Raw genomic sequence first — 23260 nt, forward strand, 5'->3', positions numbered from 1 at the left:
AAAAACACGCCGTCAGCATATCCCTCTCTATCTCATATTCTCTTGTCAATGACCAAAGAGCCAAAGAACTTAGCAGAAACTCTCACCCCCGCCAAGACTGCTTCGTCTCGGTGAAGCAGCTTCTATACCCCCAGGCACCCTAACGTCAACCCCTACCAAAAAAAACACCTAAACCCCCAGAAAACCAACACTTCCTCCGATTCATACACCCGCTAAACCCAGAAAAATCACACAAATCATAAAAACTAATTACGTTACAAAATGTCCATGCTTGGCCCCTGCGCCATAAAACCGATACCAGCGCACAAAGGAGGCCATGCCGTCTATCAGCTCCGTTTGGGGCTGCCAGCCAGTCAACTGGCGGATGGCGGTAATATCGGCCCATGTTTTTTCCACGTCCGCTGCGGGGCGTGGCAGGTCATGAATATGGGCTTTGGTATCCAGCACCTCCTCCAGCACCGCTATGAGCTTGCGCACACTCTGGGGCCGCTGGCCGCCCACATTGAGCACACGGGCCGTATTGGGTGCGGGGGGGTTGTCAAACACCGCCAGCACAGCGGAGACCACATCAGCAATATACGTAAAATCACGCGCAAGCGCGCGGCCGCTATACAGGGGGACGGGCCGCCCCTCCATAATGGCGCGGGCAAAGCTGTAATAGGCCATGTCTGGCCGCCCCCACGGGCCGTAAACGGTAAAGAACCGCAAGCCAGTCTGGGGAATGCCATACAGGTAGCTATAGGTGGAGGAGGCAAGCTCCGCACTGCGCTTGCTGACCGCATAGAACGAGCCGGGCTGGTCCACGGGGTCGGTCTCGGAAAAGGGGAGTTTGTTGTTGCGGCCATAAACGGAGGAGGACGAGGCGTAAACCAGATGTTCCAGCCGGGGCAGCCTGCGGGCAAACTCCAGAACCCCCACATGGCCCCGTACGTTGGCATCTGCAAACAGGTAGGGGTTTTCCAGCGAGTAGCGGACCCCCGCCTGTGCAGCAAAGTGGAAAATACCGCGAATATGCGGCTCGCGCCCTGCAAGGGCCATAAGCCCGTCGGGCTGGCTGATGTCCAGACCATGAAAATGGAAGCCGGGATACTGCTCCAGCAGGAGCAGGCGGCTCTTCTTCAGGTTCGGGTCTAGGCAGGGTGTCAGGTTATCCACCCCGATCACCCGCTCCCCCCGTTCCAGCAAGGCCCGAACAACGTGGAAGCCAATAAACCCGGCCGCACCAGTTACCAAAAATGCCAAAATTACGCCTCGTGAGCTAAGCGCACCAAAGCTCCGCCAGCCCGGTGCCGTGTTAGGGCGCTTCTAGCGGAGCCACAGCCGCGCGTCAGGGCGTTTTTGTGGTTGGCTGGGCTGTTTGTGGCAAGGAGCCAGCAGGGGCCGCAGGGGCTAGAGAGGCCGCATCTACCTTGTCCCCCACCATAATGCCCAGTTTGGCGGTTACACCCCCCGCCAGTTCCAGTGTGGCCAGCGCCGGGCCGTGGCTGCTGATATGGGCCAGACTTTGCGGCACCGCGTTTTCCACAATGGACTGCACACGCAGGTCCGGGCCGATAAAGACGATATCGAGCGGGACAAGGGTGTTCTCCATCCACATATCGCTCTGCTGGGGCGCGCCCCACGGGAACAGCATGCCCCCATCGGCCGGGACCTGTGTGCGGAACATCTCGCCCACCTGCTGTTCACGCGGGGTTTTGGCCAGTTCAACGGAAAAAACATGCCTGCCCGAGGCCGAGACAATGCTCAGCGGCTCCTTGGGCAGGACCGGCTGGGCCTGTGTGGGTTCGGCATCATCGGCCAAAGCGGGCACCCACGCCACGCCCGCACTGCCCACCAGCGCTGCCATAAGCAGCCCGAACAGTTGTTTGTTCTTCACGTCCTGTTTTCTCCTGCACTCAATGTTCGTATTGCAAAAACGGGTTGCCCGTTCGCTCCGCACCCAGCGTGGACAAACCACCATGACCGGGGACTATCACAATATCATCGCCAAGCGGCAGCAGCTTGTCGCGTATGCCCTGTATAAGCTGCGCGCCGTTGCCATAGGCAAAATCCGTGCGGCCCACGGAGCCACGGAACAGCACATCGCCCACAAAGGCAAAGCGGGCGCGCTCGTCCACCAGCACAACATGCCCCGGCGTGTGGCCGGGCACATGCACCACGCGCAACTGGCACCCCAGATAATCCAGCACCTCCCCATCCCGCGCAAAGCGGTCGACCGAGGCGTTCTCCAGCCCCGAAAGGCCAAAATGGCGCGCCTGATCGGTTATGGAGGACAGCAGAAACGCATCGCGCTCATCTGGCCCGATAACGGCGGGGCGGGGCTTGCCCTGCGCCTCCAGCCCACGGCACAGGGCGGCCACACCGCCTGCGTGGTCAAGGTGGCCGTGGGTGAGCACAATGGCTTCCACATTCAGGGACTTGCGATCTACAAAATCCAGCAGCACGTCCGCATCCCCCCCTACATCGACCATGATGCACCCGCCCGTGCCCTCGTGCCACAGGATGGAGCAGTTCTGCCGAAAAGGCGTAACCGGAACGATGCGTAGCTGCATGCCGGGGTAGGAAACCTGCATATGCGACCTCTCTTTGCGCCGTAATTCTGGCCAGTATGCCAAAAAAAAGCTGCCAGACGGAACCATCTGGCAGCTTCCTTATCACTAGGCTTACGGCTTTTTTTAGCCCGGCAGAACCCAGCCCGTTGCCGGGATGTCAAAATGCTTGTGCAGATCATGGGCCGGAATGTTGGTCAGGTCCTTGATCAGCGTCTTGATCACCTTGGCTTCGGCGGGTTTGCTCAGATGTGCGCGAATATCGTGCATGATGGGGGCAGGTGCAGCAATAACAAAGCCGTCCACCTTGGCGCCGTGGGCGACCATGGCGTTAATGCGGTCGGCCACATTGCGGGCAAAGCCTTCCTTGGCGGCTGTGCGGGGGTCGGTTTCGGGCGGGAGCTTGCCGGGGGTATCTTCGTGCCCTTCGGCCTTTACGTCGGTTACGTCGCGCATTTCGCCCTGCACGTCATGCAAAAAGCGGACTTTGCCGCCATCTGCCGCAACGTAAACAATCAGGCCGTCTCTTTCTTCAGTCATAAAAATATGTCCTCATTTCAAAATCGTGCAGCCCGTCCCCATTGTTGCTGTGCAGTCACGCGGCTTCTGGCCTGTTCTGCTGCCAATGGGCAGTCTGTATGCACAGTGATATAGGGAAGGATCATGACAGTTCCAGCCCCCCCTCCCCAACTCCTGACCCCACTGGACCACGCACTGGCCTGGGCACGGGCAGGTGAGCCTGTAGCCCTTGCCACCGTAACCGGCACGTGGGGCAGTTCCCCCCGCCCGGCTGGCAGCAGCATGGCCATGAGTGCGGGCGGTGCGGTGGAAGGCTCGGTCAGCGGTGGGTGTGTTGAGACCGATGTAATGACCCACGCGCAGGACATTATGGCCGGAAGCCCCGCACAAACGCTGGAATACGGCGTAAGCAGCGCCCGCGCGTGGGAGGTCGGGCTGGCCTGTGGCGGACGGCTGGACGTGCAGGTCGAGGCCATAAATACCCCCGCCTGCCCCACCGGAACCCTGCCCCTTGCCCTGCTGGAACAGGCCTGTGCGTGCATGGCAAACCGCCAGGCCGCAGCTCTGGTCCGCCTGCCAGATGGCGCACAACACGCCCTTGTTGTGCAAACCGGGCAGGGCAGCACTGTGCAATTTGGTGCCTGCCCGCCCGAAATTTGCAACGTAGCCAATGCGCGCATGCAACACGGCCGCAGCGGGGCCGAGGCCGATGCCACGGGCCGGGTCTGGTTTGTGCAGCCGCTGGTGCCAGCCCCGCGCCTGCTTATTGTGGGGGCGGTGCATATTGCCCAGTCCCTTGCCCGCATGGCCAGCATGGTGGGGCTTGCCCCCATTGTTATAGACCCACGCACAGCCCTTGCCACGGAGCAGCGTTTTCCCGGCCTTGTCCCGGGGCAAACCCTGCTGACCGACTGGCCCGACGAGGCCATGCAGGCACTGGGCATAGACCGCATGACCGCCATTGCCACCCTAACGCATGACGCCAAGCTGGATGACCCGACACTGGAGGAAGCCCTGCGCAGCCCCGCCTTCTATATAGGGGCGCTGGGGTCGCGCAAAACGCAGGCCAGCCGTATGGAACGCCTGCGCGATCTGGGCTTTACCGAGGCCGAGCTGGCCCGCATACGCGGCCCCATAGGGCTGGCCATAGGGGCCGTGGGGGCGGAGGAAATAGCCCTGTCCATTCTGGCCGACATTATTGCCGTGCGCAGGCAGGCCCCGCTGGCGCAGGCACGCGGCTGGCAGTACCCCTAATGGCCAGCACACTGGCAGGCACGCTGGCCATTGTGCTGGCGGCGGGCCAGTCCTCGCGCACAGGGGGGCGGCACAAACTGCTGGCCCCCGATGCCTCGGGCTGCCCCATGCTGGTGCGTACCCTGCGCAACACCCTGCGCTGCGCTGCGGAGCATGTGCTGGTGCTGCTCCCCCCCAACCGCCCCGATCTGGCCGCCCTGCCCCAAACCCTGCCCGAATACGGCACACGCCTGAGCGCACAAACTGTGGCGGACGCCCCCAAGGGGCTTTCGGCCTCGCTCCATGCGGGTGTGCGGGCCGCGCAGGTTGCACGGGCGGGTAGCCTGCTGGTGTGTCTGGGGGATATGCCCCTTGTGCCCACCCACCTGCTGAACGCCCTGCTGTATGAGCAGCACACCACGCAGGCCGCCGTTGTGGCGGCACAACGGCACAACAGACCCGGCAGCCCGGTTGTCTGGTCCAGCACGCAGTTTACGGCCCTGCTGGATGTAACGGGCGATCAGGGCGGGCGCACACTCCTGCGCGCGCTGGGGCCTGCCGTGCGCCTGCTGCCCGCCCCCGCCGACCTGCTGGAAGACTTTGATACGCCCGACAGGCTGGAGCAGTTTGCACGCATGCAGCCCGGCCCCTGTTGACCGCAGGCCCGATCGCTCCGAAAACTATGGGGCCGTCCGCGCGTTGTATGCGCTGGCGGCCTTAGTCCTGATGATCCCCAAGGAAGTGTTTGTTCATGAGCAAAATCCTGCGTACCAACCCCAACCCGATTCTGTCCGCCGCAGTGGAATACCACGGCTTTGTTTACACTCAGGGTGTGGTCGCCCGCGATCTGGACCAGGACGTGGAAGGCCAGACCCGCGACGTACTGGCCCAGCTGGACGCCCTGCTGGAACAGCACGGCACGGACAACACCCGTCTGCTTCAGGCCCAGATCTGGCTGAAAGACATTAACGACCGTGACAAGCTGAACACCCTGTGGAGCGCATGGCTGCCCGAAGGTATGGCCCCCGCCCGCGCATGTGTGCAGGGCATTCTGGCCGACCCGCGCATGCTGGTTGAAATCATGCTTGTGACCACCAAATAAGCCTGCCTGACCAACCGGGCTGGCACTGTGCAAGGCGTGGTTTTTTAGCCACAGATACGCCGAATCAGAATCAGCCCGGCTTTTATCCCCTGTTCTGCAAATGCGCCCTGCCAGACCGAATTAAGGCAATCCCGTGACAGATGATAGGAATTAATTCCTATTTTTGATTTTCAACCGGGTTCTTTTTGGCAAACAGTCACTTTCGCGTTTTTGCCGCGCAAACAGCGCTTGCCTGATCTGCATTGATGTTTATACCTGATCACAGAACATGCAGCTGACCTAAACTAAAGCAAGCCAGGGAAAGGCAGACACGATGCAGGATGGACGGTCTAAAAAGCTAAAACTTACGCTGGCCGTTGTGTCCTTTGTTTCTGCCTCCTTTCTCACCTGTTCCGCGCAGGCGCGCACCAGCCATGTTACCCACCGTAACGTGCATGCCGCATCCACCCACCACCACCGCAGCTCCGGCCATGTGATCCAGTGCGTGGCCTACGCCAAGTCCGCATCCGATGTGGTGCTGCGTGGCAATGCGCGGGACTGGTGGCACAATGCTGCGGGTGTTTATGAACGTGGGCTGGAACCCAAGGCTGGCAGTGTTCTCAACTTCCGCGCCACACGCCGCATGCCGCTGGGCCATGTTGCCGTTGTGCGCAACATTGTGGACAGCCGCACCATTGTTATTGACCAGTCCCACTGGGCGCAGGCAGGCATTAGCCGCAATGTGTCGGTCATTGATGTCTCCCCCAACAATGACTGGTCGGCTGTGCGTGTTGCCCTGAACAGCAACACCAACAGCTACGGTTCCATCTACCCCACATACGGGTTTATCTACCCCCGCTCGGCAGGCAAGGACGCAGCCCCAGCCAGCCTGAAGCAGGAAGTCATGACCGCATGGGCCAGCAAAATGCCGGCCACCCAGCTGGCGCAGGCCCCCACAGGGGCGCAGCCTGTTGCTACGGCCAAATAACCAGCACGTCCCATGTCATTTCAGGTGGGTTTGCACCCCGGTCAGTTCAACTGATCGGGGATTTTTTTTGCCTTATGGGCGTATGGCCGCCTTATGCTGGCGGGCCAGAAAGTGCGCGCATGCGTACGGCACTTTCCAGCACGTTCCAGCTTGCCTCGAAAAAATGATTTTTTGCCGCTTCTGTTGCAAACGGCGTGTGCCCGCTTAGCATCTGGTGCAGCGGCCAGCCTGTAACCAGCCCACGCAGGCTCATTTCCAGCACGGCAATTTCGGCCCGGTTTTCGGGCGTGTCCGGCCAGCCAAGGGCTTGGCCCAGCAGCATGTTCATCCGCTGGTGCAAGGGGTCTATGGCTTTGTCCAGATCTGCCGTAATGCTGGCAAACTGCTGGCAGTCCATAATAAGAATACGGTAGGTTTCCACCGTTTCGGGCACCAGCAAAAAATCCAGAAAACGCCGGAGCATATCCTTCATGGCGTCCATCGGGTTGGCCATGCTGCCCTGTTGGGCTTGCAAAATGCCCACCATATGCTGGCAACGTTCATGCACAATGGCTCTGAACAGCTCTTTTTTGGATGGGTAGCGCCGGTAAATCGTGGCCTTGGAACAGCCAATAACCTTGGCAATATGTTCAACAGATGTGCCCGCATAGCCTGCGCGCATGAACTCGGCTGTGGCCACAGTAATAACCGTACGGTCCAGCTCCTCCGCCGCTTCGTGCGATGGGCGACCGCCCGTATGTGCTACTCCGTCCGCCATAAACCCTGTTGACCCGCTGCTGTTTGCCAAAAAAAGCGACGGCTCCACAATAGCCCCTCCGCCCGCAGCAGGAAACCCGGCAACAGCCCTATATGGCCCAACATCTGGCGGTTCTGGCCCTTACCCGGCAGGGTCAGTCCTGCACCAGTTCCATATCCAGCCGCGCGACCTGCCAGGACATAAGAACCCCCTGCGCCTGCTCGGACAGATGCACATCCACGCCATGCGCGTTTTCCATCAGCATAATCCCGCGCCCCTGCCCAACAGCCGCCGCACCGCCGGTGGTCCAGTACGTGCCGCTAAAATCTTCGGGGCGGGTAATGTTGCGCACACAGCCTGCGGCCTGAAAATACGCCTGCCCTACCGCCAGCACGCCACCCCCGCGCGCCACAATGTGGTAGGTATGCCCGCCCAGTTCGAGCGTACCCCGCCCCCACTGGTAGCCAACCACCGCCCCCAGTTCTTCCACCCGCAATGTCAGCCATCCATCATCTGGCCCGCAATCCGCCCTTTGCACACCGGGTTGGGGTTGGGGTTGGGGTTGGGGTTGGGGTTGGGGGGACTGGGCCATTACGGGCTGGGCCGCAAGCCAGAGGGTAGCCGCCAGCGCGCCTGCCACAACCTTGCTGCACATAGGCGCGCAAAAGCCTCCCCATACGTGCATTTGGGCCTGCATGGCACGAACAATGCGCGCAAAACCCCGTGGCCGGGCACAAGGCACGTGCTCCGCTGGCACAGCCAGACAGGGGGGTGCAGGCACGGAATATTGGAGTAAATCAGCCAACACTGGCACGGAATCTGGCATCCTCTGGCATGGGGGCGGCAAAACTTCCACCGCGCACACATATGCTGGCGGGAATTTTACAAAACGGAACAGTCTCGTTTTATGTCGCACGTCTATTTGTGTCAAACGCAAACCCGCACACCACAAACCACCTCTGAACCAGCCACCAAGCCCCCCATCCGGCGCACAACAGGCGCACGCAACGGACCCTCCACGCCACAAGGCCACACCAAGAACCAGCCGCGCACAGACCCGCCAACAACCACTCTCAACGGACCCGCCGGTAGCCCGTCACTGGCGCATGTAAAAAAGCCGGACTGCAAACACAAAGGGCAGCCCGGAGCCAAAACCCCGGGCTGCCCTGTTGTGCACGCCACGTCCCAGCCGTTACGGCGGGCTGTGGTGTTATTCCATCCACTCCGCAATATCGGGGCAGGAACACACAAGATTGCGGTCGCCGTACACGTTGTCGATCCGGGCGACGTTGGGCCAGTATTTGGTGGCCGGGTTTACACCGGGGGGGAAGCACGCCTGCTGGCGGCTGTAGGGGTGGTCCCATGCCTCGGCCGTAACCGCCGCACCCGTATGGGGCGCATGGCGCAGCACGGACTGCTCGGCGGTCACCGTGCCCTGCTCCACCGCGCGCACCTCTTCCCGAATGGCCAGCATGGCATCGCAAAAGCGGTCCAGTTCGGCCTTTCCTTCGGATTCGGTGGGTTCGATCATGAATGTGCCCGCAACGGGAAAACTGACCGTGGGCGCATGGAACCCGTAATCCACCAGCCGCTTGGCCATGTCATCCACGCTCACACCCGTGCTGTCCTTGATCGGGCGCAGGTCCAGAATGCACTCATGCGCCACCCGCCCCTTGGCCCCCCGGTACAGCACCGGATACGCATCGGACAGGCGGCTAACAATGTAGTTGGCATTCAGAATAGCCACCTGCGTTGCGCGCTTCAGCCCTTCATCGCCCATCAGGCGGATATACGCCCACGAGATTGGCAGAATGGAGGCCGAACCAAACTGCGCGGCACTGACCGCCATACCCACGTCCGCATCCGCCGGGTTACCGGGCAGGAACGGAGCAAGGTGCGCGCGCACACCAATTGGCCCCATGCCCGGACCACCCCCACCATGGGGAATGCAGAAGGTCTTGTGCAGATTGAAGTGGCTGACATCCCCCCCATAATCCGCCGGGCGGGCAAGGCCGACCTGTGCGTTCATGTTGGCGCCATCCACATACACCTGCCCCCCTGCGGCATGCACCATATCGCAAATGGCGCGCATGTTCTCCTCGAACACACCGTGGGTGGAGGGGTAGGTGATCATCACGGCGGACAGGTCGGCCGCATGGGCTTCCACCTTGGCCTGCATGTCCGCAAGGTCAATATTGCCCTCGCCATCGCATTTGACGACCACAACACTCATGCCCGCCATTTGGGCGGAAGCCGGGTTGGTGCCATGGGCAGAGGCGGGAATAAGGCACACATTGCGCGCCCCCTGCCCACGGGCGCGGTGATAGGCACGAATGGCCAGCAGGCCCGCGTACTCCCCCTGCGCGCCCGAATTGGGCTGGAAGGACACGGCATCATACCCGCTAATGGCGCACAGCCAGCGTTCAAGGTCGGCCAGCAGGCTCTGGTAGCCCTGTGCCTGATCGGCCGGAGCATAGGGGTGCAGGTCACAAAAGCCGGGCCATGTAATGGGGAGCATTTCCACCGTGGCGTTCAGCTTCATGGTGCAGGAACCCAGCGGGATCATGGTGCGGTCGAGTGCCAGATCCTTGTCGGACAGGCGGCGCAGGTAGCGCAGCATATCTGTCTCGGAGCGGCATGCGCCAAAGACCGCCTGCCGCATAAACGCCGACTGGCGCACCAGTGCATCCGGCACGGTGGAACCCTGCTGTGCCAGCTTGAGCGCCATATGGCCCATGCGGTCACGGTCGGTGCAGAACACGGACCACACATCCAGCACGGTTTTGATTGTGCTGGTCTCGTCCAGACTGATGCCAATGCGCCCAACGCCCGCGTTACGCAGGTTCATGCCCAGTTCGCACGCACGGGCCAGCAGGGCCGGGGCGGCATTGCCCACGTCGAGTGTAAGCGTATCAAAAAACGCGGTGGTCTGGACATTCACGCCAAGCGCGCGCAGGCCCGCAGCCAGTGTGGCGGTCAGCCCGTTGACCCTGCGGGCAATGGCCTTCAGCCCTTCCGGCCCATGATACACCGCATACATGCCTGCAATAACGGCCAGCAGCACCTGTGCTGTGCAGATGTTGGATGTCGCTTTTTCGCGCCGGATGTGCTGCTCGCGCGTTTGCAGCGCCAGACGGTAGGCCGGGCGGCCCTCACTATCGACCGAAACACCAACAAGGCGGCCGGGCATGCTGCGCTTGTAGGCATCGCGCACGGCCATGTAGGCCGCATGTGGGCCGCCAAAACCCATGGGAATGCCAAAACGCTGCGTGGAGCCAATGGCAATATCCGCCCCCAGCTCCCCCGGAGAGGTCAGCAGGGTAAGGGCCAGCGGGTCTGCCGCCATAACCGCAATGGCGCCTGCTGCGTGCAGGGCATCAATACCCGCGCGGGGGTCGGTAATCTGCCCCGAGGAGCCGGGGTACTGGAACAGAGCGCCAAACACGTCTGCTGCGTTCAGCTCTGTTGCCGGGTTACCCACCTGAATGGCAAAGCCCATGGGTTCGGCACGGGTTTTGAGCACGGCAATGGTCTGGGGGTGGCAGTCCGCATCCACAAAAAACGTGTTGGAAGCCGATTTGGCCACCCGTTTGGCCAGCGCCATGGCCTCCGCCGCTGCCGTGGCCTCGTCCAGCAAGGAGGCATTGGCAATGTCCAGCCCGCTCAGTTCGGTGATCATGGTCTGGAAGTTCAGCAGGGCTTCCAGCCGCCCCTGACTGATTTCGGGCTGGTAGGGCGTATAGGCCGTGTACCATGCCGGATTTTCCAGAATGTTCCGCCCGATAACCGCTGGCAGCACCGTGCCGTAATAGCCCTGTCCGATCAGGCTGGTGAGCACGCGGTTCTGCCCCGCCAGTGCGCGCAGATGGTCGAGCACCTGTGTTTCGGTCCAGCCCTCGCCCAGTCCAAGCGGCTGACCGATGCGAATGGCGGCTGGCAGGGTCTGGGCTGTCAGCTCATCAAGGGAGCTGGCACCCACCGTATGCAGCATGGCGGTCTGCTCGTCTGGCGTGGGGCCAATATGGCGGCTGGCAAAGGCTGCGCCATCGGCCCGAAGCCCTGCAAAAGCGGGCAGGTTTTCAACTTGGGAGAACATGCAAGGAACGATCCTGATACAGGCGGGTCAACGCAAAACAACAGGGAATGGCTCCATACCCGCCCCCTGCCCCGCAACCTTGGGCGGGGCAGGGTGGCGCGGGCTTGCGGCGTGCGCCTTTGTGGCGGGCGGGTGCCAAATGGAGCCAGAGCGGGCGGGGTTTACTTAACCCACAAACGCTGCGTAAGCGGCGGCGTCCATCAGCCCTTCAAGCTGTGCGGGGTTGCTCAGGCGGAAGGTCACAATCCAGCCTGCACCCTGCGGGTCGGAGCTGACGGTGGAGGGGTCGTCGGCAAGGGCTGCGTTGCCTTCCACAATCTCGCCATCCACGGGGGCGTAAATGTCGGATGCGGCCTTGACCGATTCCACAACCGCTACGGCTTCGCCCGCCTTGACCTGCGTGCCTGCGGGTTTGGTTTCCACAAACACCAGTTCACCCAGTTCGTCCGCTGCGTGCTGGGTAATGCCCACCACTGCCGTATCACCATCCACGCGCAGCCATTCGTGTTCGCTTGTAAAATACAGGGTCATTGCCTTGATACTCCGTAAGGCCCCAGCACCGGGGCCTGCTTGAAAAAGTTCGTGGTTGATCGGGAGGAAAACTCAGCGTTTGAAGCGCGCAGGCACCAAAGGCAGGGCCGCAACACGGGTGGCAACGCCACGCCCGCGCAGTTCGGCCACAAGGTCCGTGCCAACGCCCGCATGCGGTGTGGCCACGTACCCCATGGCGACCGGGGCCTCCAGCGTGGGGCCAAAAGCGCCGGATGTGACCACGCCCACCGCGTCGGTCAAAGCGGGGTCTGCGTACAGGGGGGCACCGTGGCGCACGGGGGCGCGCCCGGTTGGCAGCAGGCCCACACGGCGGCGGGTTACGCCTTTTTCGAGTTGGTCAAGAATAATGTCGGCCCCCGGAAAACCCCCGGCCCGCGCGCCACCCGTGCGGCGGGATTTTTGAATGGACCATTCCAGTGCGGCTTCCACGGGTGTTGTGGTCTCATCAATATCAGAGCCATACAGGCACAGCCCGGCTTCCAGCCGCAGGCTGTCGCGCGCGCCAAGGCCGATCAGCTTAACCTGCTGGTGCTGGAGCAACTGGCGGGCAACGCGGTCCGCATCCTTGGCGGAGAGCGAGATTTCGTACCCGTCTTCCCCCGTATAGCCCGAGCGCGAGACGATGCAGCGTGCGCCATCAATTTCGAGCATACACACATCCATAAAGCGCATGGTTGCGGCATCGGCGTCAAAGCTGCTCAACACGTCCTGCGCCAGCGGGCCTTGCAGGGCCAGCAGGGCGCGGTCTTCCAGCGGTTCAACCAGACAGTCGGCCAGATTGTCCTGCATATGGGCAAAGTCGGCCTGCTTGCACGCGGCATTGACCACCAGCAACAGGCAGTCCTCCTGCGCGATAACCATAAGGTCGTCCAGAATACCGCCCGATGTGTTGGTGAACTGCGTATAACGCTGCCGGTTGGCTTTAAGCCCGACAATATCGGCTGGCACCAACCGTTCCAGCGCGCGGGCTGCGTCCTCCACATTGCCAGAGCGCGCACGAATACGCACCTGCCCCATGTGGGACACATCAAACAGGCCCACCTGCTCGCGCACATGGCGGTGCTCGGCCATAATGCCATCTGCGTATTGCAACGGCATGGCATACCCCGCAAAGGGCACCATTTTGCCGCCAAAATCCTGATGAAGGGTATGGAGAGGAGTGTGGAGGAGAGAAGAATCGGTGCCCATGCACGCCGCCTTACAAAATAAGGCCCAAATTCCGCGCGTACCCTGATGCTGGACACAAGGCAAAAACACGGAGCTTCGGACCGGACCGTCCGCTGCCCCTTCTGTGCTTTTGCCTGAGATCGCTATCCCGTCGGCGGGTGCGAGCGCACCTCTCTCCAGAAGTTTTAGAGCGCAGGGTCCTTTTGCCTGAGAGTTTCCGGGGCGGTTGCTCCTTCGGCGCCAGCTTTTTGGGGCTGGTCTCTCCCTCTGCGCGGGTGCGACCGTGACATTATTTGCACACCAAGTCAATCACGGTCGCGGGGTGGCTTACGCCTTGCTGGTGGGCAGATGCCTGGCAATGTAGGGGGGCAGATTGAAAGAACCAGTATGGATTTCTGGCGTCCAGTACTGGGTTTTCCCCAAAATGCCAGCCTGTTCGGCGCGGGCGCGCACCACGGCGGTATCCTGCCCTGCGGGGTTTGGCCCCTTGGAGGCAATGCCCAGTGTCATAAACCCGCCAACATAGGTCGGCACGGCCGCCACATAGGCGGACACATGGGGGAAGTATTTGGCCCGGCGTTCGCTGGTTTCAAACAGTTCATCGGCCTGCATGAAGGGCACGCCGCACTGGTTGACAATCAGCCCCTCGGCACTGAGCACACGGGCGCAATGTTCGTAAAAACTGTCAGTAAACAAAACTTCGCCCACACCAATGGGGTCTGTGCTGTCCACAATAATCACGTCAAAGGCGCCATCGGCTGCCTTGGCCACGTAATCAATCCCATCACCCACAATCACTTCCGCGCGCGGGTTGGTCCACGCATCCCCGGCAATGGAGGGCATGTGCTGTTTGGCAAGTTCTATGACCTTGCCATCAATTTCCACCATAACGGCTTTTTCCACACCGGGGTGTTCAAGCACACGGCGCAGCACGCCACCATCACCCGCACCAATAATCAGCACCTTGCGCGGCGCTTTGTGCGTGAACAGGGGAACGTGGGTCAGCATTTCCTGATAAACAAATTCATCACGTTCGGTAATCTGCACCACGCCATCGAGCAGCAGGACACGACCGTGAGAATCGCTTTCAAATACTACAATATCCTGAAACGGGCTTGTAACGCGCGCCAGTTCCTTAACAACACGGAAGCGTTGGCCCCAGTTGTCGTACAGGGTTTCTTCGATCCAGTTTTCAGCCATCTCAGCCATCCTTGCCATACGCGGCGCGGCAGCTTTGCCCAAAGCCTGAGCAAAGCTGCCGTTTCATACCGATAGAGAGGAATGTTGCGGTTTACCCGCGTGGGCATTAGCCCTGTACGCGACCGCGGCGTTCTTCGCTCACATCCAGTTGCTCCGCCTGAAACAGGCGCTGCATGACCGGAATGGCCAGATGCGGGTCGCATGCCCCACACATGAAAATGTCGACCGCAGCAAAGTTGCGTTCGGGCCATGTGTGGATGGAAATGTGGCTTTCCGCCAGCACGACAACGCCAGATACACCGCCATTGGGTGTAAAATGGTGGAAATGGCTGTGCAGAATTGTTGCCCCTGCCGCCAGAGCCGCTTCACACAGGGTGCTGTCGATCTTTGCGGGGTTGTCCAGATTGGTGGCCCCCCACATATCAACCAGCAGGTGTGTCCCTGCAAATTTTTCGCCGTCTTTTTCGACGAAATAATCTTTACGGTCATCATCTTCAAATGCGACCGGAACAGAAATTGCCTGGTTATTGCTCGGGAGTTCCGAGACCATCCCCAGTTGAGCAAGTGCGTTCATTGACGTACCCCCAAACCAGTAGACAGCCTGTTGGGCGAAATTAATCGCCCCCTTGGGCCAAGAGCGCGCTAACTAGGGCTTTTTACCCCTGCGGTGCAAGAACTATTTTGGGTCTTTAACAGATTTGTCAAACACCGTTGGCACGCCCACCACACCCAAAGACACAACGGGCGCTTTTTGCACCTGCCTGAGAAGGGCGGCAAACCGCGCCTGCCGTTCCGCCCCAAGGGAGCGCGCACCCACCCACGCACGCAGGCTGCGCATGGTTTGCGCATCCCCTGCGGCGGTGGCATCCGTTGCCAGCCGAATCACCAGATCGCGCTGTGCGGGGCTGAGTTCGCCCTCCTCTGGCAAGGTGCGGCTGGCAAGGCGACCCACCACCAGCACGGCCTGCTCCCATTGCTGGTCCTGCTCGTACAAAGCCCCCCGCACGGACAGGCCCTCATCCGATTCATCCTCGGCCAGCAGGGCCTGCGCGCCCTCGCGGTTGCCACTGGCTGCGGCCAGCCGGGCCTCATCATACCTGCGGCGGGCGGCAAGGTCGGCTGGCAGGTCGGCCAGTGCGCTGCGCTCCAGTGCGCGCAGGGCCAGCGGGCGCTGGTTGCTCTGGAGTGCAGCCTGCGCAAGCTGCTCCTCAATATCGGCCCGCAGGAGTGGTTCTATCGCCAGCACATCGGCCTGCTGCAAAACGGGTATGGCCTGCGCAAACTGCCCCAGCGCCATAAGCTGCCGCCCAAGCCCTGCCAGCAGCTTGGCCTTGACCGGGTCATCGGGCACCTGCCCCATGCTGGCGCGCGCCAGCGCCAGTTGCTGGGCGCGCTCCATATCCGCCGTGGCGGGGGGTGGGCCGCCACGGCCTTTGCCGTGGCCACCGTGCGCCGCAGCCCCCTTGCCAGTATGGGCGGCCCTGCCCCCCACGCCCGCCCCATCACCTGTATGCGGCGGGCCAAACACCAGACCAAACAGCACCGTGCGCCATGCCGCATCCAGCCTGTCCTGCGGCACCTGCTCGGAAACCCCAAGCCCGCTCAACACACCCGCCGCACGCACGGCCTGCCCTGCCTGCGCCAGAGCCTGCGCGTAGGCAAGCCGCAACATGGGCACAAGGTCCGCACCGCCCTGCCCGAAAGCGGGGTCGGCCCGCCCGCCCTCCGCCACCTGTGCGGCCAGAAGCTGGGCATAGGCCTGTGCCGCCATGTCCGGGCCGATCTGGTCATGGGCTTGCAAAAAGCCCACAAGTTCCGCCCGAGCGCGGTCGGCCATGCGGTCGTTCCCCGAGGCGGTCAGGTTTTCCAGCGCCACGCGTGCGGTGTCCGCATCCGCGCTGCGGGCCTGCACCATAATGCGGGCAAGGTTATAGTCCGCATCATCTGGCAAGGTGCCCATAACCGCGCGTTCATCCGGCCCGCCAAACTGCGCCAGATACCGCGTAACCCGGAGCATGAGGTTTGCACGCACGGGTGCGGGGTACTGCTCCAGCCGGGCATAGCCGCGCGCCAGCAGCACGGATGTGGGGTGGCTGTCCGCACCGCTGAGCATAAAATACGCCCCACGCCACAAAACCATGTCCGGCCCAAAGGCCCAGTCCGCACTGGCCAGTGGGGCAGCCCCCACCAGATCACCACTTAACAGGGCGGCACAGGCACGTAGGGCCTGCACGCCCGGCCCCGGCCAGCCGCCATGCACCATGCCGCCCAGATAGGCCCCAACGCCGCCATCATGGCCTGCCGCCTGCACGGGCAGGTCACGCAGCAGATCCCATGCCTGCTGGGGGTAGCCTGCGGCAAATGCCGCCTGTGCTGCCGCCACCCGCATGGCCCACATGGTAATGACCACCGCCTCTGGCTGGCCTGCCAGAACTGTTGTGGGGTCTCCCCCCGCCTGACCCAGACTGTCACGCGCCTTGCGCCATTTTTGCAAAAGCTGGGATGTGGGTTCGTCCCTCAGCCCCAGCCAGAACCAGTCCTGCCCCTGCCGCACACTGGCGCTGGGTGGGGGGGCTGGCAGACCAACCGGCACGGGCTGGGCGGCTATGGCCTCCAGCACCGGGCCACTGGGGGTGGGTTGCAGGAACAGTTGGGCCGAATCCGCCGCCACCACCACCCCAAGCACGGCGGGGCGCACGGCATACCCAACGGCCGAGCGGGGCTGCAACGGGGCTTCCACCTGCCGGGTGGTGGCCACAAACAGTCTGCCCCCGGTTGCGGGGTCTGGCAGGGTAACAATGCGGCCGGGCTGCGCCTGTGCAAACAGAACGCGCGCGGGCTGCGCCACCAGCCGCACCACGGGCGGGCCAGAAGGGGCACCGGCTGGCGCACCGGCGGCATGACCGGCCTGTGCGCCCCCCGGCGCGCCAGCAGAACCAGCCGTGGCATGGGCTGCGCCACCACGAGCGGCCTTGTCCGCCGCAGCGCCGCACCCGCTGCTATGGGCCACGCACAACAGCCAGCCCGCTTTTTGGCGCACCACCACAATATGCGGGTGGTCTGGCAGGTAAAGCCGCAGCAGGGTGGCGCCGTTCAGGGCCACGCTCTCGCGCCGGTCGAACATGCCGCCCTCTCCGGGCAGGTGGAACAGGGCTGGCAGGGCGCGGTCGACCACCACCATAAGCTCCGGCCCGGACCAGAACGCCGCCAGAGCAGTGGTGCTATCGGCTGGCAAAAACAGCCCCGGCGCAACATCGGCAACACCGGGCAGGGCATCTGCCTGCACACCGGTTACGGGCAGGGCGTGCAGCCCGTCCGAACGGGCAACATCCTGCACGGCGGGGGGGGCTGTGTTGCTGGCCCGCAGGGGGGCCGCCCGCACACCCGGACCAAGGGCGCACAGCACAGCACTGGCCAGCATGGCCCGGCCCAGCACACCCCAAACCGGCACGGCGCGGTCCAACACAGTGCGGGCCAGCGCAGTATGGGCCTGCACAGCACGCGCACACCCGCCCCCCGCCTGCCCCGCCAGCGGCCATGCACCGGCGCCAACGCCCCGCATGGCCGGGCCGGGCATACGCCTGCTCCGCGCGCCACTGGCACCTGCCCGCCGGTCTGCCTGCCTGCTGTCTGCCACGTTCCCTGCCTGCCCCCTGTGTTACCCAACAATTCTGGCGCGCCACACATCCGCCATGCCCCGGCGGTGCTGCTACGGTGGCGTCCGTTCCATGCCCCGTGTTTACCCCAGCATGACAAAAACCAACATGGGCTGCTAGAACATACGGTGTGTTCTGCTCCAAACACTCCAGCCCCGCCACCACAGGAGCGGCCCCATGCCAGACCGTTTTACCAGTATGCAGGTTTTCGTTAAGGTGGAGCAGCTTGGCAGCTTTAGTGCGGCGGCCCGCGCACTCGCCCTTTCTCCCACCATGGTGACAAAGCATGTGACCACGCTGGAGGACCGGCTGGGTGTAACCCTGTTCCGCCGCAGCACACGCCACCTCTCGCTGACCGAGGCGGGCCGCCTGTTTCTGGAAGGCAGCCAGCGCATTCTGGCCGACATGGAGGAGATGGAGTTTGCCGTAAGCGAACAGCGGCGCGAACCCCGCGGCCACCTGCGGCTGAATGCGCCGGTGTCCTTTGCCATACGCTACGTGGCCCCCTACCTGCCCGAGTTCAGCCGCCTTTACCCCCATGTCAGCGTGGAGCTGGGCCTGAACGACCGCACCGTGGACCTGATAGACGAAGGCTGGGACCTGACCCTGCGCATACGCAAAATGCCCTCCAGCACCCTGCGCAGCCGCAAGCTGGCCAGTATTCGCATGGTGGTGTGCGCAGCCCCCGCCTATCTGGCCCGCGCGGGCACCCCCACCAAGGTGGAGGAACTGGCCCAGCACCAGTGCCTTGGCTATACGCTAAGCGGCGTCAACAGCGCCAACCGCTGGAGCTTTGGCGAGAAGGGCGAAAAAACCATATCCGTTTCCGGCCCGCTCAGCGCCAATAATGGCGATGTCCTGCGCGAGGCGGCTCTGGCGGGCGGGGGCATTGTGTACCAGCCCGTTTTTGTTGTGAGCGAGGAACTCCGCACCGGCCGCCTGCGCGCACTACCACTGGACCTGCCCCCCATAGCGGGGCCGGACCTGCATGCGGTTTACGCACCGGGCATAAACCTGCCGCTTAAAACCCGCGCCATGATCGACTACCTAAGCCAGTGCTACGCCCCCACCCCACCGTGGGAACAGGCACTGGACAACACACCCTGAAGGGAATTTGCGCATGGATGTTGTTCTGGGGGCCAACGGCCATGTGGGTGCCGCTGTTGCACAAACCCTGCTTGCACGTGGGCGGGCCGTAACCGTAGCCCTGCGCAGCCCAACACAGGCCCCAACATGGGAGCAGCGCGGAGCCACAGTTGCCATTGTGGACGTGTGCAACACTCCCGCACTGGCAACCCTGCTGGGGCAGGCCCACCGCGCCTTTGTGCTTAACCCGCCAGCAAGCCCCGCACTGGATACGGACAAAGTAGAACGCGCCAGCGCACACGCCATTGTGGCGGCACTGCAAAAGGTGACGTTGGAAAAAATTGTTGTGCAGTCTACCTATGGTGCGCAACCGGGGGCACATTGCGCGGACCTTGGTGTGCTGTACGAGCTTGAGCAGGCCGTGCAGGCCCTTGCCACGCCGTGCTGCATTGTGCGCGCCGCCTACTACATGAGCAACTGGCTCCCCCTTATGGCCACCGCCCGCACGACCGGCCTGCTGCCAAGCCTTGTACCCGCCCACCAACGCGTGCCCATGGTGGCCCCGCAGGATGTGGGCCAGCTTGGCGCGCACCTGCTGGCAGCCCCCATAACCGAGACTGGTTTATATGCGATTGAAGGCCCCACCCCTTACAGCCCGACAGACGTGGCCGCCTGCCTGAATGCGGCACCCAACCCGCCTGTTACGGTGCAGAGCATACCCAAATCTGACTGGGAAAATTATTATCTGGCTAACGGATTTTCGCATATGGCAGCCAGGTCCTACGCCACCATGACCGCCATATTTACCGACCAGACTTACAACTGCCCCCAGCACCCCCACAAAGGAGCCACCGATCTGGCAACCTATTTTGCACAGGCCTTGCTCCCCAACGCCTAAACAGCGGGCATTACACAAACGCACCCACCCCTGCATGCCCCCGGTCGCGGCACTCCGACCGGGCGCGCGCACCACCCGGCAGCAATCAGGCCCGCATGGTCTGGCTCACTCCCACGCCAGAGCCATTTCCATATCCCGCGTGGCGGCAAGGGCCTGCTGCTGCGGGCGGCCAAGGTAATAGCCCTGCGCTTCCGAACAGCCCATGTTGCTGACCATTTGCAACTGTGCGGCGGTTTCCACCCCCTCCACCGTCACGGTCATGGCGCGAATGCTGGCAATGCCCAGAATGGCCTGAATAATTTCCTTGGCTGTGGGGTCTGGCAGGGCCTGAATAAAGCTGCGGTCGATTTTGATTTTATCAAACGAGAACTTCCACAAATAGCTGAGCGAAGAATAGCCGGTGCCAAAATCATCCATGCTGATCTTGCAGCCAAGGGCCTTTAGCTCGCTCAGAATAACGTTTTTGTGCTCGTATTCATCCATCAGCACGCTTTCGGTTATTTCCACCTCCAGACGGTGGCCATCAAACCCGGTCTGATTGAGAACATTTTTCACAATTTCAGGGAATTTACGGTTTTTAAGCTGAAGGGGGGAAACATTGACCGAAACATTGATATGCGCAGGCCAGTTCAGGGCCTCGCTGCATGCTATGTGCAGGATCCGCTCGCCCAACTGGTGGATCAGCCCCGTTTCCTCCGCCAGACGGATGAACACATCGGGCGGGATCATTCCACGCTCGGGGTGGTTCCAGCGGGCCAGCGCCTCGTAAGACTGCACCTTGCGCGCGTTAATGCCGTAAATGGGCTGGTAGTGCAGCAACAGCCCATCCCCTTCCACCAGCCGGTGCAAGGCGGAAACCAGTTCCGCGCGTTCAAGAATTTCGTAGCTCAGATCGGTATCAAACAGCTTGTGCTGGCAGCGGCCAAGGGCCTTGGCGCGGTAGAGCGCCATATCCGCGTATTGCAACAAGGTGGTGACATCCCCCGCCTGAAGCGGAAAACCCGCAGCCCCGATACTGGCCCCGGACTTGGCCTCCGCCCCCTGAATAAGGTAGGGCCGCCCAAGGCTTGCCACCAGTTCCTCCAGCCGGGTCTCTATTTCGTCCAGACGGCCGTAATGCTGCCAGATGACCGCAAACTCATCCCCCCCCAGACGGGCGACAAAGTCATCCTCGCGGCAGCAGGCCTTTAACCGGGCGGCGGCGGCGATCAGCAGTTCATCCCCCCCGCTATGGCCGTACATATCGTTGATGGATTTGAAGTAGTCGAGGTCAATATAAAGCAGCACAAACGGGTTGCTCAGGTCCTGCGACAGCTCGCCAAGGCGGATGCCAAGGTAGTAGCGGTTGGGCAGGCCGGTCAGGCTGTCATAGTGTGCAAGCCGCTCAATCCGGCGCTGGGCGTCGCGGTATTCGGTAATATCGTCAGCAACGCATAGTTCCCAGCGCATATTGCCGTCATCATCGGCGATCAGCAGATCATGGCGGGAGACAACGCGGGAGCGGCCCTCCCGGTCGACCAGTGTTTCCTCCACCGCTGCGGGCTGCTGGTACAGAAACGGGTCTTCCGCCAGCCCGCCTTCCAGTTGCAGGGGCGCATTAAAAGGCCCGCTCGCGTGGGGGGCTGCGGTGTGCAGGCCGTACTCCTCCGCTGCCTTGTTATGCACAATAATGTCACCCGTTTTAATATCCCGCACCTGAATGGCGGTGGGGATATTGTCCACTATACCGGAAATAAAGGATTTATCGCGCATGATGGTTTTGTTGGCCTGCCGAAGTTCGCCCGCAATCTTGTTAAGCTCGTTAATTGTATCGATGGCCTGTGCGTGCAGGGAACGCGTCAGACTGAGCGCCGAACCCAGCCCGTAATACTGACCACCTTCGGTTATAATGAATTCGTTAATCTGGTTAAGGGACCGGATGTTCAGGATTGTCGCCACAAAGTCGGGAACTTTTTCGTTCGCATCCACCAGTATGGGTTCGCACTCCATCAGCAGGGAGATCGGGCGGTTGGCGTACACTTCGTACCCAAAGCGTTGGCCAAGCCGCAAAAAAAAGTCCCGCCGCTGCACAATGCCTATGGGGCGGTTACACTCGTCCACTACGGGAATGCCCGCCAGTTCGGCGTTGTCCTGAAAAATGGCAAGAACATGCGACCCCGCCTCCGTAGCGCGCACGGGGGCTACTTTGCTGGCAATATCTCGCATCTGGCGTTGGTTGGAATACGCGGGCACTTCCACCTCTAATAAACGCAACGTCATGTTTTTTAGCCTTCATCCAGCCCGCAAGGTCAGGACGGGAAAATTCTTAACAACCGATCGCCCATACAACAACATGAAATATAACTGTTTTTTTATGAACTTATTATTATTTTCTCCAAATATGCTTGACCCTTCATCGGATTTTTCTTCCTCTTCCATCCTCCCCTTTTTCACCCTGCTGACTCTGCACACACCAGCACACCCCTCGGCCCAGACCCCCATAGCCCTGTGTGCGCCCAAGCTTTACGCGGCAACGGCCTGTGCAAACAGGGCCACATTCCGCTGCGAGTCCGCAGCCCCCAGCGGAGTATTATAAAATTGTTTATGATACGCGCTCAGCCCTGCGGAATCCGCAGGCGCAGGCAAAGCGGCTGGTGCGCGGGCGTACACAATGCGCGCCATGGCGCAGGCATACGCCAGATTGCCCACCAGCAGATCCGCACGGCCTACCCCGGCCCCCTCCCCCCCAAGCTGGCGCAAAGCCGTTGCCAGTGCAGGCCGAAAAGCCAGAAAATTACGCCAGCAGTCATCATGTGTTGCAGGCTCCATTTGCCACAGGCCCAAAGCGGGACCGCCACCATTCTGCCGGAGCCATACAAGCCCACTTTCCACCAGCGCCGTGCCGGTTAACAAATTGAGCGCGGCATTCCCCCCAAAGCCCATATGCTCCAATGCCGGGCGCACAAGCAGCGCCTTGAACTGCCCCAGATCAAGCCCCCGCATGGGGGGCCTCCCGCGCAGGCTGGGGCCACGGCGCGCGCAGGTGCAGCCATTGCCCCCACAGGGTTCTGGCGACCTCCTTATGGGACAGCACGGTAGACCCAAAGGCGGAGCCAAGCGTGCACAAAAGCCCTGTTATAATTGCCAGTTTTCGCCACCGCCGCAGGCTGTCCTCGGCAAGCTGGTTCTGGTGCTTCTGCGCGCCGGTCTGTTCGGCAAGCTGCTGGGTCAGGGCTGTTAGCGCATTGCGTGTGTCCTGCGCCTGTGCCGCGCGGTTGCGCTCGCGCTCCTGCCCCTGTGCCTCAATGGAAATCAGACGTTCCATCATGGCGGACTGGCCGGACTTGAGGATATCCACATCGTCCTCCAGCCCATCAAGGCGGCGGGCATGGCTGTCTACAATTACGCGCAGGTCTTCATCAGCCGCGCAGGATTCTGCGCACTGGGTCTGGGTCATTCGTTTGATCCGGGCATAAAAAAACCGCCTCTTGCGGGCGGCAGGTCTGGGCGTGGGCCTGAT

Annotated in this window: 21 protein-coding genes and 1 riboswitch; of the genes, 6 read left to right on the top strand and 15 right to left on the bottom strand. The window is 62.0% G+C overall.

The genetic code is table 11. The annotated features are described in order from the left end of the window. Positions 1-249: 249 nt before the first annotated feature. The 4 genes from AABE20_RS04060 to AABE20_RS04075 all read right to left on the bottom strand — a co-directional run bounded on the left by AABE20_RS04060 (position 250) and on the right by AABE20_RS04075 (position 3089). Entirely contained in the window at positions 250-1242 is a 993-nt protein-coding gene (locus AABE20_RS04060) for an NAD-dependent epimerase/dehydratase family protein (protein ID WP_338331968.1), read from the bottom strand. Between the two features lie 85 nt (positions 1243-1327). Next, a complete protein-coding gene (locus AABE20_RS04065; protein WP_338332056.1) occupies positions 1328-1846 on the bottom strand; it encodes a DUF192 domain-containing protein in 519 nt (172 codons plus the stop codon). A gap of 49 nt (positions 1847-1895) precedes the next feature. Further along, positions 1896-2573, bottom strand: coding sequence for an MBL fold metallo-hydrolase (locus AABE20_RS04070; protein ID WP_338331969.1), 678 nt, complete (start codon positions 2571-2573; stop codon positions 1896-1898). A 102-nt stretch (positions 2574-2675) separates the two neighbouring features. Continuing rightward, a complete protein-coding gene (locus tag AABE20_RS04075; RefSeq protein ID WP_338331970.1) occupies positions 2676-3089 on the bottom strand; it encodes a baeRF12 domain-containing protein in 414 nt (137 codons plus the stop codon). Between the two features lie 123 nt (positions 3090-3212). Between AABE20_RS04075 and AABE20_RS04080 the strand changes: the two genes are divergently transcribed. The 4 genes from AABE20_RS04080 to AABE20_RS04095 all read left to right on the top strand — a co-directional run bounded on the left by AABE20_RS04080 (position 3213) and on the right by AABE20_RS04095 (position 6370). After that, positions 3213-4322 (top strand): XdhC family protein, encoded by a 1110-nt coding sequence (locus AABE20_RS04080; protein WP_338331971.1) that lies wholly within the window; start codon positions 3213-3215, stop codon positions 4320-4322. After that, positions 4322-4957, top strand: coding sequence for a nucleotidyltransferase family protein (locus tag AABE20_RS04085; RefSeq protein ID WP_338331972.1), 636 nt, complete (start codon positions 4322-4324; stop codon positions 4955-4957). Before AABE20_RS04080 ends, AABE20_RS04085 begins: the two co-directional genes overlap by 1 nt. 95 nt (positions 4958-5052) lie before the next feature. Further along, positions 5053-5403: a RidA family protein gene (locus tag AABE20_RS04090; protein ID WP_165992817.1), complete on the top strand. Its 351-nt coding sequence runs from the start codon at positions 5053-5055 to the stop codon at positions 5401-5403. A gap of 313 nt (positions 5404-5716) precedes the next feature. Next, complete coding sequence (locus tag AABE20_RS04095) at positions 5717-6370, top strand: CHAP domain-containing protein (protein WP_338331973.1); 654 nt, start codon at positions 5717-5719, stop codon at positions 6368-6370. Between the two features lie 91 nt (positions 6371-6461). Here the strand turns inward: AABE20_RS04095 and AABE20_RS04100 are convergent, their stop codons facing one another. The 8 genes from AABE20_RS04100 to AABE20_RS04135 form a co-directional block, all read right to left on the bottom strand. After that, positions 6462-7127: a TetR/AcrR family transcriptional regulator gene (locus AABE20_RS04100; protein ID WP_338331974.1), complete on the bottom strand. Its 666-nt coding sequence runs from the start codon at positions 7125-7127 to the stop codon at positions 6462-6464. A gap of 133 nt (positions 7128-7260) precedes the next feature. Further along, positions 7261-7761: a hypothetical protein gene (locus tag AABE20_RS04105; RefSeq protein WP_338331975.1), complete on the bottom strand. Its 501-nt coding sequence runs from the start codon at positions 7759-7761 to the stop codon at positions 7261-7263. Between the two features lie 555 nt (positions 7762-8316). Then, entirely contained in the window at positions 8317-11202 is a 2886-nt protein-coding gene (gene gcvP, locus AABE20_RS04110; RefSeq protein WP_338331976.1) for an aminomethyl-transferring glycine dehydrogenase, read from the bottom strand. A 165-nt stretch (positions 11203-11367) separates the two neighbouring features. After that, positions 11368-11733, bottom strand: coding sequence for a glycine cleavage system protein GcvH (gene gcvH, locus AABE20_RS04115; RefSeq protein ID WP_338331977.1), 366 nt, complete (start codon positions 11731-11733; stop codon positions 11368-11370). A 72-nt stretch (positions 11734-11805) separates the two neighbouring features. Then, on the bottom strand, positions 11806-12942 hold the full coding sequence (gene gcvT / locus AABE20_RS04120) for a glycine cleavage system aminomethyltransferase GcvT (RefSeq protein WP_338331978.1): 1137 nt from the start codon (positions 12940-12942) through the stop codon (positions 11806-11808). A 165-nt stretch (positions 12943-13107) separates the two neighbouring features. Beyond that, positions 13108-13198, bottom strand: a riboswitch (glycine riboswitch). Between the two features lie 50 nt (positions 13199-13248). After that, positions 13249-14121 carry a polyamine aminopropyltransferase gene (gene speE / locus AABE20_RS04125; protein WP_338331979.1) on the bottom strand — a complete coding sequence of 291 codons (873 nt, stop codon included), beginning with the start codon at positions 14119-14121 and terminating at the stop codon, positions 13249-13251. A gap of 106 nt (positions 14122-14227) precedes the next feature. Next, entirely contained in the window at positions 14228-14695 is a 468-nt protein-coding gene (speD, locus tag AABE20_RS04130) for an adenosylmethionine decarboxylase (protein WP_165992801.1), read from the bottom strand. A 102-nt stretch (positions 14696-14797) separates the two neighbouring features. Further along, positions 14798-17758, bottom strand: a complete 2961-nt coding sequence (locus tag AABE20_RS04135) for a tetratricopeptide repeat protein (protein WP_338331980.1) — start codon at positions 17756-17758, stop codon at positions 14798-14800. Positions 17759-17954: 196 nt separating this feature from the next. On the opposite strand from AABE20_RS04135, the gene AABE20_RS04140 reads away from it, so the two are divergent. Together AABE20_RS04140 and AABE20_RS04145 are read left to right on the top strand one after the other, a co-directional pair. Then, on the top strand, positions 17955-18884 hold the full coding sequence (locus tag AABE20_RS04140; protein WP_338331981.1) for a LysR family transcriptional regulator: 930 nt from the start codon (positions 17955-17957) through the stop codon (positions 18882-18884). Between the two features lie 13 nt (positions 18885-18897). After that, positions 18898-19761: an NmrA family NAD(P)-binding protein gene (locus tag AABE20_RS04145; protein ID WP_338331982.1), complete on the top strand. Its 864-nt coding sequence runs from the start codon at positions 18898-18900 to the stop codon at positions 19759-19761. Positions 19762-19866: 105 nt separating this feature from the next. Here AABE20_RS04145 and AABE20_RS04150 read toward each other — a convergent pair whose 3' ends face one another. From AABE20_RS04150 to AABE20_RS04160, 3 genes are all read right to left on the bottom strand, one after another. Beyond that, the gene (locus AABE20_RS04150) at positions 19867-22020 is read right to left on the bottom strand and encodes an EAL domain-containing protein (RefSeq protein ID WP_338331983.1); all 2154 of its coding nucleotides are present in this window, start codon (positions 22018-22020) and stop codon (positions 19867-19869) included. Between the two features lie 243 nt (positions 22021-22263). Then, positions 22264-22743: a hypothetical protein gene (locus tag AABE20_RS04155; protein WP_338331984.1), complete on the bottom strand. Its 480-nt coding sequence runs from the start codon at positions 22741-22743 to the stop codon at positions 22264-22266. Then, on the bottom strand, positions 22730-23197 hold the full coding sequence (locus AABE20_RS04160; protein WP_338331985.1) for a hypothetical protein: 468 nt from the start codon (positions 23195-23197) through the stop codon (positions 22730-22732). Before AABE20_RS04160 ends, AABE20_RS04155 begins: the two co-directional genes overlap by 14 nt. Positions 23198-23260 lie beyond the last annotated feature (63 nt).

The organism is Acetobacter zythi (assembly GCF_963921165.1).
In the GTDB taxonomy this organism is placed as follows: domain Bacteria; phylum Pseudomonadota; class Alphaproteobacteria; order Acetobacterales; family Acetobacteraceae; genus Acetobacter.